General features: G+C 54.7%; 14 protein-coding genes. 8 read left to right on the forward strand and 6 right to left on the reverse strand.

From position 1 onward, the window contains the following. Nucleotides 1-12: 12 nt before the first annotated feature. Nucleotides 13-480: a low molecular weight protein-tyrosine-phosphatase gene (locus tag Q371_RS24395; protein WP_034346086.1), complete on the reverse strand. Its 468-nt coding sequence runs from the start codon at nt 478-480 to the stop codon at nt 13-15. 201 nt (nt 481-681) lie between these two features. Here Q371_RS24395 and Q371_RS24400 point away from each other — a divergent pair, with 201 nt between their 5' ends. The 4 genes from Q371_RS24400 (at nt 682) to leuB (ending at nt 4,880) form a co-directional block, all read left to right on the forward strand. Beyond that, the gene (locus Q371_RS24400) at nt 682-1,458 is read left to right on the forward strand and encodes a metallophosphoesterase (protein WP_169743925.1); all 777 of its coding nucleotides are present in this window, start codon (nt 682-684) and stop codon (nt 1,456-1,458) included. A 461-nt stretch (nt 1,459-1,919) separates the two neighbouring features. Further along, nucleotides 1,920-3,206 (forward strand): 3-isopropylmalate dehydratase large subunit, encoded by a 1,287-nt coding sequence (locus Q371_RS24410; RefSeq protein WP_034346093.1) that lies wholly within the window; start codon nt 1,920-1,922, stop codon nt 3,204-3,206. 82 nt (nt 3,207-3,288) lie between these two features. Continuing rightward, entirely contained in the window at nt 3,289-3,774 is a 486-nt protein-coding gene (locus Q371_RS24415; RefSeq protein ID WP_034346109.1) for a 3-isopropylmalate dehydratase small subunit, read from the forward strand. 50 nt (nt 3,775-3,824) lie between these two features. Next, nucleotides 3,825-4,880, forward strand: a complete 1,056-nt coding sequence (gene leuB, locus Q371_RS24420) for a 3-isopropylmalate dehydrogenase (protein WP_034346111.1) — start codon at nt 3,825-3,827, stop codon at nt 4,878-4,880. A gap of 30 nt (nt 4,881-4,910) precedes the next feature. On the opposite strand, the gene Q371_RS27445 is transcribed toward leuB, so the two are convergent. Beyond that, the gene (locus Q371_RS27445) at nt 4,911-5,084 is read right to left on the reverse strand and encodes a hypothetical protein (RefSeq protein ID WP_157442931.1); all 174 of its coding nucleotides are present in this window, start codon (nt 5,082-5,084) and stop codon (nt 4,911-4,913) included. Between the two features lie 263 nt (nt 5,085-5,347). Here Q371_RS27445 and Q371_RS24425 point away from each other — a divergent pair, with 263 nt between their 5' ends. Continuing rightward, entirely contained in the window at nt 5,348-6,064 is a 717-nt protein-coding gene (locus Q371_RS24425; protein WP_034346114.1) for a class I SAM-dependent methyltransferase, read from the forward strand. 53 nt (nt 6,065-6,117) lie between these two features. Here Q371_RS24425 and Q371_RS24430 read toward each other — a convergent pair whose 3' ends face one another. Beyond that, nucleotides 6,118-6,630: an SRPBCC family protein gene (locus Q371_RS24430; RefSeq protein ID WP_034346117.1), complete on the reverse strand. Its 513-nt coding sequence runs from the start codon at nt 6,628-6,630 to the stop codon at nt 6,118-6,120. Nucleotides 6,631-6,850: 220 nt separating this feature from the next. Between Q371_RS24430 and Q371_RS24435 the strand changes: the two genes are divergently transcribed. The 3 genes from Q371_RS24435 to Q371_RS24445 are packed head-to-tail and all read left to right on the forward strand — an operon-like array spanning nt 6,851 to nt 8,111. Continuing rightward, on the forward strand, nt 6,851-7,213 hold the full coding sequence (locus tag Q371_RS24435; RefSeq protein WP_034346120.1) for an MmcQ/YjbR family DNA-binding protein: 363 nt from the start codon (nt 6,851-6,853) through the stop codon (nt 7,211-7,213). A gap of 43 nt (nt 7,214-7,256) precedes the next feature. Next, a complete protein-coding gene (locus Q371_RS24440) occupies nt 7,257-7,616 on the forward strand; it encodes a hypothetical protein (protein WP_034346123.1) in 360 nt (119 codons plus the stop codon). A 57-nt stretch (nt 7,617-7,673) separates the two neighbouring features. Continuing rightward, nucleotides 7,674-8,111: a YbaN family protein gene (locus tag Q371_RS24445; protein ID WP_034346125.1), complete on the forward strand. Its 438-nt coding sequence runs from the start codon at nt 7,674-7,676 to the stop codon at nt 8,109-8,111. Here the strand turns inward: Q371_RS24445 and Q371_RS24450 are convergent. The 3 genes from Q371_RS24450 to Q371_RS24460 all read right to left on the reverse strand — a co-directional run bounded on the left by Q371_RS24450 (nt 8,098) and on the right by Q371_RS24460 (nt 11,783). Then, complete coding sequence (locus Q371_RS24450; RefSeq protein ID WP_034346128.1) at nt 8,098-8,793, reverse strand: CPBP family glutamic-type intramembrane protease; 696 nt, start codon at nt 8,791-8,793, stop codon at nt 8,098-8,100. The two genes, Q371_RS24445 and Q371_RS24450, sit on opposite strands and share 14 nt — an antisense overlap. 226 nt (nt 8,794-9,019) lie before the next feature. Beyond that, nucleotides 9,020-10,966: a threonine--tRNA ligase gene (gene thrS / locus Q371_RS24455; RefSeq protein ID WP_034346131.1), complete on the reverse strand. Its 1,947-nt coding sequence runs from the start codon at nt 10,964-10,966 to the stop codon at nt 9,020-9,022. A gap of 448 nt (nt 10,967-11,414) precedes the next feature. Beyond that, on the reverse strand, nt 11,415-11,783 hold the full coding sequence (locus Q371_RS24460; protein WP_157442932.1) for a hypothetical protein: 369 nt from the start codon (nt 11,781-11,783) through the stop codon (nt 11,415-11,417). Nucleotides 11,784-12,016: the final 233 nt, after the last annotated feature.

Below are 12,016 nucleotides of genomic sequence, written 5' to 3' on the forward strand. Positions count from 1 at the left end.
CCTCTGGTTGTTTTAAGGTTGGGACACAGTGCTGCTTGCCACGTGGGCTGCAAAGCCCTGAGCAGAACGCTCCAGCATGTTCCACACCACTGTGAAGTCCTGCCGGGTGCCGTAATACGGATCAGGAACCGCACCTTTTCCCAGAGCATCGAAATCGCGGATCATTTTGACACGGGCTTTTGATGTGCTGGGCTGCAGTTTTTTCACCGTGCGCAGGTTCTGTTCATCCATCACCAGAATGTGATCGAAATCAAAAAAATCCTGTTCCTGAAGCTGGCGGGCACGGTGGGTCAGTTCAATGCCGTTTTCAGAAGCCACCTGACGGGCTCTGGCATCGGGCAACTCGCCCCGGTGCCAGTCTCCTGTTCCAGCACTGTCCACATTGGCTTCGATTCCCGCTTCTTGCAGGGCTTGACGGACCAGCACTTCGGCCAGAGGTGAGCGGCAGATGTTTCCAAGACAGACGGTGAGCACTTTCATCTTTTCCTCCCAACCCGAGTGGATACCTCAGGCTTGACGCATCGAAATTGTAAAGGCTTCCAATGAAACTCAGCCATGCAGGTGTCTGGAGGAGGTTGCGCGAAATTCAGAAAATCGCTTGATGTTTGCCTTCAGCAAAGGTGAACGCTCTGGCGTTTCTGCACACCGAAACAGGGGCAAAGATGTGCCAGAATGTTCCCGATGATTGTTGCCATTGGTGATTTGCACGGAAGACACGACATTCTGGAAGCCATTGTTGCCCACCACCCTTCGGACACCCATTTCGTCTTTCTGGGCGATGTGATTGACCGCGGACCCCAGAACCGCCTCGCCATGAAAACCGTGCTGGACCTGCATGCTCAGGGAAGGGCCACGGTGATTCGGGGCAACCACGAAGAAATGGCCCTGATGCCTTACCGCCATTACCAGAGCCACCTGTCCAGCAAAAGCATGCGGGACTACCAGAAAGCCTTCGAATCTTTCCGCCACTGGCGTGAAGCCGGCGGGGAAACCGTGATTCGCGAATATGAACGTTTCACCATCGAGAAATACCCGGAAGATCTGCTTGGTTACCTGCAACTCGGGCGGATCGCCATGTTTGTGGGCCCAGAGGGCATCACCGACCATCCACAGCAAGGCAGTGTGCTGCTCTCCCATGCTGCCCCTCCACATGCCAGAGGCGACCATTCACCAGAAGATGTGGCCCTCTGGGTGCGGCCTTACGAAGGTCCTTTTCCGTTGCCTGATGGGGTGATCATGAGCATTCATGGTCACACCCCCACTCTGGAACCGGTGATGTTTGGCAAGCACCTGTTCATTGACACAGGCGGATACAACACGGGTCGCATTTGCACCGTGCGTCTGGATGGGTTTGATCCTCAGAATCCTGAACTGACCGTGTTTCAGGGTGCCATGCGCAAGACTGGAAAATTGCATCAGTTTGGTCGTCCGATGAGGTATCAGACGGTGCGGGTGTAAGAAGGCAGAAGGCAGAAGGCAGAAGGCAGAAGGCAGAAGGCAGAAGGCAGAAGGCAGAAGGCAGAAGGCAGAAGACAGAAGGCAGAAGGCAGAAGGCAGAACATTGTTGTCTCTAACGTAGGGGCGAGGCACGCCTCGCCCTGCATTGCACAAGCCAAAGCTTCAAGGTTGCCTCAGCCTTCTGTCTTGACTCTGACTTACGTGCTTGCGGGGCGGCCCGCGTTGCACTGAGTCGCTGCTCTCAGCCTTCTGTCTTCCCCCATGTTGTGTAAGCAAATCTATATCTGTGCTTGCCTTCAGGGAAACCGCACACTATGATGGTTGCAATGTTCAGCACCAGAGCCTACAACCTGCTACACAACCGTCAGGGGTAAGCTGGCGAACATTGACCTATGCCAATACACCCCGAAACTTTGCAAGAGGTTTCGGGGCTTTTCGTTGGACGAAGGAGGAACGAAAAGATGGGTATGACGATTGCAGAAAAGATTCTGGCCGCCCGCAGTGGGAACGAGAGTGTGGTTCCCGGGCAACTCCTCATGTGCGACACCTCATGGGTGCTCTGCCACGAGATCACCACCCCCGCTGCCCTGCGCATGCTTGAAGAGCGTGGCATGGACAAGGTGTTCAACCCGGACCGCATTGTGGCCGTTCCTGACCACTCTGTACCGGCCATGAACATCAAGGCCGCCAAGATGTACCAGAAACTCAAAAGCTGGGTCCACGAGAAGGGCATCAAGCACTTCTTCGATGTGGGCCGTGGCGGAATTGCCCACGTGGTGCTTGAAAACACCGGACTGGTCAAACCCGGCGACACCTTGGTGTCCGGCGACAGCCACACCTGCAATGCGGGCGCTCTGGGTGCTTTCGCAACGGGTGTGGGCTCTACGGACCTGGCCGGAGCCATCTACTCGGGCAAAGTGTGGTTCAAAGTCCCCGAGACCATGCTGATCAAAGTCACCGGTGCATTCAAACCCGGTGTGACCCCCAAAGACCTCGTGCTGGAAGTCATCAAACAGATCGGCGCAGACGGCGCAAACTACATGGTGATGGAATGGGTTGGCGAAACCATCGACAACATGGACATGGAAGGCCGTTTCACCCTCACCAACATGGCCATCGAGGCAGGCGGCAAAACCGGCATCGTGGCTGTCGATGACACCACCCGCGCTTTCCTCGCTGCACGTGGCGTGACCCCCGACCAGTACACCGAGTACCAGTCTGACCCAGACGCCAAATACAAAGTGGTCATCGAAATTGATGCAGGCGCTCTGGAGCCCACTGTGGCTTACCCCCACATTCCCTCCAATGGCAAAGTGGCCGGAACCGATAAAATCGCCGTGACCCACGCCTACGTGGGAAGCTGCACCAACGGTCGCATCTCTGACCTGCGTGAAGTGGCTGCCATCCTCAAAGGCCGCAAGGTCGCCGATGGGGTCCAGATGATTGTGGTGCCTGCCACCCAGGCCATCTGGAAGCAGGCTGCTCAGGAAGGCCTGATGGAAATCTTTGTGGATGCCGGAGCCAGCGTGTCTTACCCCTCCTGTGGTGCCTGCCTTGGCATGCACTCGGGTGTGCTCGGTCCAAACGACATCTGCATTTCCAGCTCCAACCGCAACTTCGTGGGACGCATGGGTGATCCCAGCGCCCAGATCTATCTGGCCAGCCCTGCCACCGTTGCAGCCAGCGCCGTGACCGGATACATCACCGATCCCCGCGAGTTCATCGGCTCGGGTTCCGCTGCAGATTGATCCGCCATTTGAGCTGAAGTGTCCTGTTTTTCTGGCTGACAGCTGATGGCTGACAGCGGAAAGCTTTTCCAAGGAGTTATCAATGCCGAAAGTGCATGTGTTTGGTCGTGACCACATCAACACCGACGAGATCATCCCTGCCCGCCACCTGACCACCGACGTGGAATCCGAACTGGCGAAGTATGCGATGGAAGATTATGACAAGGACTTCGTGAAGCGCGTTCAGCCCGGCGACATCATCGTGGCCGGAGCCGACTTCGGTTGCGGAAGCAGCCGTGAACACGCCGTGTGGGCCATCCGTGGCGCAGGGGTGGCTGCCGTGCTGGCCCCCAACTTTGCCCGGATCTTCTACCGCAATGCCATCAACAACGGCTTTCTTGCTCTGGAATGCGCAGACATTGTTTCCGCTTTCCAAGATGGCGACGAGGCCGATCTGGACCTCAAAGCAGGGGTCATCACCAACAAGCGCACCGGTCAGGTCGTGACCTTTGTGCCCGTGCCCCAGTTTGCCCTTGATGTGCAGAAATCGGGTGGCTGGCTTGAGTACATGAAAGAAACCTTCAACTGAATTTTTCGGGGCGCTTTGACTTGCGCCCCGCTGCTTTAAAGGAGGTGTGAATGCCTAAAATTGTTGTCCTGCCCGGAGACGGAATCGGTCCCGAGATTGTTGCCAGCGCCCTTGAAGTGCTGAAAGTGGTCGCCCCTGACCTCGAATATGAAGAGCACAAATTTGGTGGAGCGTCCATCGATGCATACGGCGAGCCGTTCACTGCTGCCACGCAGGAAGCCGTGAAAAACGCCGATGCGGTGCTGCTGGGCAGCATTGGAGGGGCTCAGGATTCCCACTGGAACACCCTGCCCCGCCACCTGCGCCCCGAGTCCGGCCTGCTTGCCCTGCGCAAAGCTCTGGGTGTGTATGCCAACCTGCGCCCCATCAAGGTCTACGAGGGCATGGAGCACCTGTCTCCCCTCAAACCCGAGCTGGCCCGTGGTGTGGATGTCCTGATCGTCCGAGAATTGCTGGGTGGCGTCTACTTCGACCCCGAGCGCTACATCCGCGAAGACGAGGGCTTCAATGCCATGCGTTACCGCACCCACGAAGTCGAGCGCATTGCCCGTGTGGCTTTCAAAGCCGCTCAGGGTCGCCGCAACAAAGTGACCAGTGTGGACAAAGCCAACGTTCTGGAGGTCAGTGAGTTCTGGCGTCGTGAAGTGGTCAAAGTCCAGCAATCTGAGTACAGTGATGTGGCCCTGAACCATGAATACGTGGACAGTGTGGCCATGCTGCTGGTCACCAACCCGAGCCGTTACGACGTGATCGTCACCGAAAACCTGTTCGGAGACATCCTGTCTGACCTCGGGGCTGTGTTGCCCGGTTCACTGGGCTTGATGCCTTCTGCCTCTCTGGGCGATGGTGCAGGTCTCTACGAGCCCATTCACGGCTCTGCGCCAGACATTGCCGGTCAGGGCATTGCCAACCCCACCGCCACCATTCTGAGCGCTGCCCTGATGTTGCGCTACAGCCTGAACCGTCCTGAAGCAGCAGACCGCATTGACGCTGCCATCCTGAAGGCCCTCAACGAGAATCCCACCAAAGATCTCGGGGGAACGGCTGGTACGCAGCAATTCACCGAAACCGTGCTAAACATCCTGAAGGCTCCCGTGACTGCCTGAGGGAAGGTTTTTGTTGCAGTGACGGGGAACTCACCCGTCACTGTTTTTTTGTTTCTTCTTCAGGCGTTTTTCCAGCAAAGCTTTCTGGTCGTGTTCATTGAAGCGTTTTGGCGTGGCGAAATAGGTGGTCACCACGTAAATGAACACCACTGGAAGCCCGAGGCCCAGAATCAGGGCCAGAATTTGAAAGAAACCCATCCGCATGCTTTTAGCATACTTGCTTTGCTGGGCAGGTGAGAGAGATGCCGAGGGCTTAGTGCAGGATCACAGAAGAGGGTGTGCTTTCAGGATCTCGCTCGGAAAAGTTCACAGTTTACAGTAGACAGTTCACAGCGAGAAGTGTTCCTGAATTGCTCCAGAGATGATCCACCAACATCATTTGTGAAAATTCATTAAGCAAAAGCTTTTTTCGCTCTCGGCCCTCGGCTCTCGGCCCTTGGCAATGCTCCCCCCCGAAAGGACCCTCCATGTCAAACAAAAGCACCCCAGAGCAAATCCGCGCCCGTTTCGATGCCGATGTTGAGCGTTTTTCAAATCTGGACACCGGACAGGCCAGTTCCATTGATGCCCCCCTCAGCATGGACCTGATCACCAGAGCGGCAGGAACCATGACCCCTCAAGCCACCGACATTCTGGACATTGGATGCGGTGCAGGCAATTACACCCTGAAGTTCCTGCAGGTGGTGCCAGATTGCAATTGCACCCTGATTGACCTCTCACAGCCCATGCTGGACCGTGCTCATGCGCGTGTGTCAGAGGTGACCTCTGGCAACATCACCTGCATTCAGGCGGATGTGCGGGATCTGGACCTCGGGAAGGAGCGGTTTGATGTGATCATGGGAGCTGCGGTGTTTCACCACCTCCGCACCGATGCAGAGTGGGAACAGGTGTTCAGGCAGTGTTTTGAGGCCCTGAAGCCCGGAGGATCCTTCTGGATTTCCGACCTGATTGAACACTCGGTTCCAGCCCTCCAGAGCCTGATGTGGGAACGCTACGGCCAGTACCTCTCTGGACTCAAGGATGAGGCTTACCGTGACCATGTCTTTGATTACATCGCACAGGAAGACACACCGAGGCCCCTGATGTTCCAGATCGACATGCTTCGCAAGGTGGGTTTTGCAGAGGTGGAGATCCTGCACAAGAACAGTGTGTTTGCGGCTTTTGGGGGCATCAAATCCAGCTGATCAACGCTTTAAGCCCTTCCATTTCTGGAAGGGCTTTCTGGGGATGTGTGGTCTCAGCCGAATTGCCATTCCATGACGGTTTGCCTTGGAGGATGCAGCAATTCCATCCACTGTTCGGTTTCTGCGTACTGCAAGATGGTGTTGTTGCGAACAGACAGAAAACGCTGGAAATAACGGGTCATGAACATGTGCTCCGCAGCAGAGCCCATCACCCCGAGGGGCAATTTGTACTCAAAAATCTCTTTCATTTCGGTGTCGCCGTTCTTCAGGACCCGGAAACGGTGTTCGTGCTTGAGGCTTTTGAAAGGCCCACGGACCATTTCGGTCACAAAGTAATAAGGCCGTTCCAGACGGGTCACTCGGGTGGATAGGGTAAAAGGCATCCCGAAGTGTACCGCTTGCCAGGTGACTTCTTCGTTCAAATGGATCAGTCCACTGGTTTTTCCGGCCACCGCTTTTTCTCTGGTGTGTGCAGCCCCGATCATGTGCAGATCAATGCTGCGGCTCAAATCGAAGACCACATCGATTGAGGCATTGATGGTACTGGTCAGGATGATGGTGGGCATAAATTCAGGCTAGCATCAGAAAACATACAAAAATCTTAAGCGGGGCTGAAGGACGGGGCTGCGCCCTGCCGAGGGCCCAGAGCCGAGGGCAAAAACAGCTAAGGCAGAAGGCAAAAAAGCTTTGCCGAAGCATTAGGGATGAGGTGCGCCCTGATAACGTCCATTGACATAAAATCATGTCAAAATATGTTTTAAGACACATCTGCGATACAATGTTCCCATGCAAACGGTCAATGAACTCAGAGAACATGGACTGTCCAAAAGGGGCACCACTGAAGATTTTCCCTTTGGGTTTGAAACACTGGTCCTGCGGGTCAAAGGGAAAATCTTTGCCCTGACCGACATCACCAGAGATCCCATTGTGGTCAACCTCAAATGCCACCCTGAGCGTGCTCTGGAACTCCGGGAAGAATACCCAGAGCATGTTCTGCCCGGCTGGCACATGAACAAAAAGCATTGGAACAGCCTCCTGCTGGATGGAACTTTGCCTGCTGATCTGGTGCTGGAATTGATTGACCACTCTTATGCATTGGTGGCCAAAGGACTTTCCAAGCAGGACAGGGAAGACCTCGGCTTGCTCTGACAGAGGGATTTCCTTGAAAGCAGGAATTCTTTATGCTGTACCCATGGCATGGACGAAACAATACATCTTGGGCATGTTTTTGCTGGTGGCACTCAGGGGCCTTCTGGATGCTTTTCCTGCAAATGTTGCCATCACCAGGGGGGCGAATTATGTGTTTTCTTTCACCTATGGATCTCTGGTTTACCTGTGGTGCAAGGCCGATGCAGAAGCCAGAGCTTATCCGATCACCGATCGAAATGCTTTTCTGACTGGGGTTTTTGGATTTGTGGGAGCAGGTGTTTACTTGCTGGCAACCCAACCTGCAAAAAAAGCAGCCCTTTCCTTTGGACGCGGTCTGGGCATTTTGTTGCTTCAAGGGGTGACGTATTTGCTGATGTTTGGTGCAGGCAAACTGCTGTCTTGAAGTGAATTGTAAGTGACTGAATCTTGTTTTTTGTTCACTTTGCTTTAGACTGACAGCATGTCTGTGAAGCAAGCCCCCACATGGTCACGTCCCCTCTGGATCGCTGCTGGTTTTCTCTGTGTGGGGTTGGGTTTTCTGGGATTTTACCTTCCAGCCATGCCGGGCACGGTTTTCTTTGTGCTGGCTGCAGCCTGTTTCGCTCGCAGCAGTCCCAAGTTCCATGAATGGCTTTTGAATTTGCCTGTTGCAGGCCCCCTGCTCAGGGATTATGAAGCTGGGCTGGGCATGCCCCAGAGGGCCAAAATCTTTGCCATCAGCATGATCGTTATCTCTTGCACGGCCAGCAGCATTCTGGTGTATGGACGGATCATGAAACGCTCTGGAAATGCAGAATATGCTTTGTTGATTGCAGCCTGCATCATTGCTCTCGGGTTGGTGGGCATCTGGTACATCGGTCTGAAAGTGCCGACCAGAGAAAAAGTCATTGCGAATTGAACAGCAAACCCAGAATCAAAAGAACCCCGTTGTAAGCCGCGTGGAGGGCTACAGCGTTCAGGAAGCCCATCCGCATGCGTGCATAACCAAAAGTCAGGCCTGCCAGAAATTGTGGTACCACCAGAAGCAACATCTGAAACAGGTTGATGTTGGCAAGGGTGCTGCCATAGTTGCTCAGGTGCACCAGAGCAAACACCCCTGCAAACAGGTAAAAAACCCCCGGAAAGCCTCTGGCCCAGGTGTTTCTGAGCAGGTCTTTGTAATCGTAATGCAGTCCCAGAATCCCGAGCACCATGATGCCCATGCCAAAAGCAATGGAAATTTGCATCCAGAGGTTGGTGTTGTTGGGCCATGCGAGCATGATGATCAAAAGCCCGCTTGGGATCAGGAATCTGGAACGGTACATGCCAAGGGGCAACCTGAAAATCAGCTCTTCAACCAGTGCTGCGCCCAGCAAGATCCAGATGGGTCCAGATTCTTGCATCATTTTTTGAACGTTGTTGTCGTTGGCCAGTTTCTCGAAGTTGGGGATGGCAAAGCTGACCGCCAGCAAACTCAGGACCGACAGCACACATTGAAAAACCAGCAAAGTGAAAAAGTGTTGGTTGGGATGTGAAACAGGGGCTTTCTCGAGGTGGGGGTGCAGTAAAAACTGCCACCATTCGCGTATGGGCTGAAACATGCTGGTCTTATCTTATCCGAGTGGGGAGATCACAACAGTGTTCCAGGGGATGCCGAGCGCCGAGGGCAAAAACAAAATGATTTGGCAGCCCAGATGCTTCGCTTTTCGATGGGAGAAGCTTAAGCTGTAGCACTCAAATGCCCCCGTCCCTGTGCCCTCAGCCCTCGGCAGAAGAAAAATCCCAGAGTTTTGCTCTGGGATTTTTCTTTTCTGTGGGACTTTGCTTTTAAAGTGAACGGTTCCGGTACCGTGCAGCCAGTTCCTGCACCAGTTCGGCCAGAGGCACCCCTTTGCGTTCCCCTTTGTGGCGTTCACGCACGCTGAGTTCCTGCTTTTCGGCTTCCTGATCGCCGACGATCAGGACGAAAGGCACTTTGCGGAGTTCAGCGTTGCGGATTTTGGCGTTCATGCGTTCGCCACCATCGTCCACTTTGGCACGCAGGTCGTGCTTGCGGAGTTCGGCCTCCACTTGCTGGGCGTATTCCAGATGGCGGTCTGCGATGGGGACCACGCGCACTTGCTCTGGAGCAAGCCAGAAGGGGAAATCTCCGGCGCAGTTCTCGATCAGGAAGGCGGTCATGCGCTCCATCGTGGAGATGATGCCACGGTGGATCATCACCGGTCTGGAACGGCCCGATTCTTCGTTGACGTATTCCAGTTCGAATTTCTGGGGCAGCAGGAAGTCCAGTTGCACCGTGGAAATGGTCTCGTCTTTGCCCAGAGCGCTCTTCACCTGCACGTCCAGTTTGGGACCGTAGAAGGCTGCGTCGCCGGGAGACTCGTAGTAATCCAGCCCCATGTCGTCGAGGGCCTGACGCAGTTGTGCTTCTGCGCTGTTCCACATTTCATCGTTCTGGAAGTATTTTTCGGTGTCCTCTGGGTCACGCAGGGAAAGGCGCCACTTGTACTCTTTGAAGCCCAGAATCTCGTACACACTCTGGACCAGTTCCACCACCTTTTTGAACTCGGCCTGAATCTGGTCGGGGCGCACAAAGATGTGGGCATCGTTCAGGGTCATGGAACGCACGCGGCTCAGGCCCGTGAGTTCTCCAGACTGCTCAAAGCGGTACATGGTGCCCAGTTCAGCAATCTTGATGGGAAGGTCCCGGTAAGAACGCTGGGTGTGCTTGTACACCTGAATGTGGTGGGGGCAGTTCATCGGGCGCAAGACCAGTTCTTCCTGATCGATCTTCATGACCGGGAACATGTCTTCCTTGTAGTGGTCCCAGTGCCCCGAGATCTTGTAAAGCTCCGTTTTCGCCATCTGGGGCGTATAAACGTGCTCGTACCCTTGACGGAGTTCCAGATCCACAATGAAACGTTCCAGTTCACGGCGGATGGTGGCCCCATTGGGCAGCCAGAGGGGAAGACCGGGTCCGATCACTTCACTGGTGAAGAACAGGTCCAGATCCTTGCCAATTTTGCGGTGGTCGCGGCGTTTGGCCTCTTCCAGCATGTGCAGGTAGTTGTCCAATTCCTGCTTGGTGGCGAAGGCGACCCCGTAAATGCGCTGCATCATGGGGTTTTTCTCACTGCCACGCCAGTAAGCTCCACTGGTGGACATCAGCTTGAAGTGACGGGGAATCACACCCGTTCTGGGCACGTGAGGACCCCGGCACAGATCCGTGAAGCCGTCCTGCACATAAAAGGTCAGGACTTCATCTTCAGGCAGGTCCTGAATGAGCTCCACCTTGTAAGGGTCATACCCAAACTCTTCCAGAGCCTCAGAACGGGACACCTCTTTGCGTGACAGTTTCAGGTCACGGGTGATGATGTCGTTCATGATTTTTTCGATCTCTGGCAGGTCTTCGGCCCTCAGGGGCTCGGGGAGGTCGTAGTCGTAGTAAAAGCCATTGTCAATGGCCGGACCGACACCCATTTTGATGCTTTTGGCATCGTGGCCTCTGGCCCCATAAAACTCGCGGACGGCCTGTGCCATCACGTGGGCCAAGGTGTGGCGGAAGAATTGGGGGACTTCTTCAATGCTTTTTTTGGTGACGATGCTGACTTCTGCACCATCTGGCAGGGGAGAAAGCAGGTCTTTCAGTTCGCCCTGAACCTTGACGGCCACAGCGTCCTGAGCCAGCCTCGGGCCAATTGCGGAAGCCACATCTAAGCCACTGGCCTGATGATCAAATTCCAGTTTTTTTCCATCGGGGAGCACAACGTGCATGGGTCACGACCTTTCACAAGTGGTGGACAGTTTCAGCAGTCCATTCTATAGGCTTCAAGAGCCAAAAGACGAGCATCTGTCTGGCCTCTTGGTACGCATATTCGGTTGTGGTGGGGGGAAATAAAAAGTAGACCGCCTAAGCGGTAGTGGTCGTGGTGGTCACGTTGCACAGGGATTTCAGTTGTGGGTGTGCAGGTGCCTTCATGGGAAAGAGTGTACCAGAGCAGTTGGGAAAATCAAAGGTGGAAAAAGCTTAGGGGCTTCGCCCGCCGAGGGCCAAGGGTTGAGTGCCGAGGGCAGAAGGCCTTGTAGGGCGAGGCGTGCCTTGCCCTTGGCAGAAGGCCAGAAGGCGGAAGGCAGAAAACCCGTTACCACCGTTGTAGGGGCGCAGCGTGCTGCGCCCGTTATTGTTGAACATGGTCCACTGATCACTGTCCACTGAAAACTGCTAAAACAATTTGAAATTTTGTACAGCAGGCTGGGCGCTCTGGTAAACCCCCCACATCACCCACCCGAGCAGCAGCACAGCCAGAAATGCACTCAGGAATTGCAGGTTCACAAAAGTGCTGGGTTTTTTCCCTCTGGACACCATCAAACTGAAAATCAAGACCAGAGCCCCTGCTGCAATGCCTGCATAGGGATGAAGCAAAAGGGCCTGTTGCAGGTTTGAACTCGGAGTGAGGTCTGCTTTTTCAATGAAACCCACCCATTTGGGCAGTTCGATGGTGTACCACCAGAGCACCGCTGCCCACACCAGAATGTTGCACAAAGTGCTGATCCAGACACGCAGGGTTGAAGAGCCTTTCGACTTTTCCATCCCTGTCAGTTTGCCACATTCTTTGATGCTGTGGTTGAGAAAGAGTAGGGGATTGCTCTGCGGTCTGGAGGAGACTGACAGCAAGCAGGGCACAGCACGCTGTCTTGTACAAAACAGGAGACCACATGTTGGTCTCCTTGTCCGCTGCGCCCCTACATACACATCCCTTGACCATTTTTTGTGCGTATGGCAGGATGCTCTCGGCTCTCGGCTCTCGGCTCTCGGCTCTCGGC

Source organism: Deinococcus misasensis DSM 22328 (assembly GCF_000745915.1).
Classification (GTDB): domain Bacteria; phylum Deinococcota; class Deinococci; order Deinococcales; family Deinococcaceae; genus Deinococcus_C; species Deinococcus_C misasensis.

Excerpts from the sequence above, each read along its gene's own strand:
- Q371_RS24395 (WP_034346086.1), bottom strand. The coding sequence starts at position 480 with ATGAAAGTGCTCACCGTCTGTCTTGGAAACATCTGCCGCTCACCTCTG.
- Q371_RS24400 (WP_169743925.1), top strand. The coding sequence starts at position 682 with ATGATTGTTGCCATTGGTGATTTGCACGGAAGACACGACATTCTGGAA.
- Q371_RS24410 (WP_034346093.1), top strand. The coding sequence starts at position 1,920 with ATGGGTATGACGATTGCAGAAAAGATTCTGGCCGCCCGCAGTGGGAAC.
- Q371_RS24415 (WP_034346109.1), top strand. The coding sequence starts at position 3,289 with ATGCCGAAAGTGCATGTGTTTGGTCGTGACCACATCAACACCGACGAG.
- leuB (WP_034346111.1), top strand. The coding sequence starts at position 3,825 with ATGCCTAAAATTGTTGTCCTGCCCGGAGACGGAATCGGTCCCGAGATT.
- Q371_RS27445 (WP_157442931.1), bottom strand. The coding sequence starts at position 5,084 with ATGCGGATGGGTTTCTTTCAAATTCTGGCCCTGATTCTGGGCCTCGGG.
- Q371_RS24425 (WP_034346114.1), top strand. The coding sequence starts at position 5,348 with ATGTCAAACAAAAGCACCCCAGAGCAAATCCGCGCCCGTTTCGATGCC.
- Q371_RS24430 (WP_034346117.1), bottom strand. The coding sequence starts at position 6,630 with ATGCCCACCATCATCCTGACCAGTACCATCAATGCCTCAATCGATGTG.
- Q371_RS24435 (WP_034346120.1), top strand. The coding sequence starts at position 6,851 with ATGCAAACGGTCAATGAACTCAGAGAACATGGACTGTCCAAAAGGGGC.
- Q371_RS24440 (WP_034346123.1), top strand. The coding sequence starts at position 7,257 with ATGGCATGGACGAAACAATACATCTTGGGCATGTTTTTGCTGGTGGCA.
- Q371_RS24445 (WP_034346125.1), top strand. The coding sequence starts at position 7,674 with ATGTCTGTGAAGCAAGCCCCCACATGGTCACGTCCCCTCTGGATCGCT.
- Q371_RS24450 (WP_034346128.1), bottom strand. The coding sequence starts at position 8,793 with ATGTTTCAGCCCATACGCGAATGGTGGCAGTTTTTACTGCACCCCCAC.
- thrS (WP_034346131.1), bottom strand. The coding sequence starts at position 10,966 with ATGCACGTTGTGCTCCCCGATGGAAAAAAACTGGAATTTGATCATCAG.
- Q371_RS24460 (WP_157442932.1), bottom strand. The coding sequence starts at position 11,783 with ATGGAAAAGTCGAAAGGCTCTTCAACCCTGCGTGTCTGGATCAGCACT.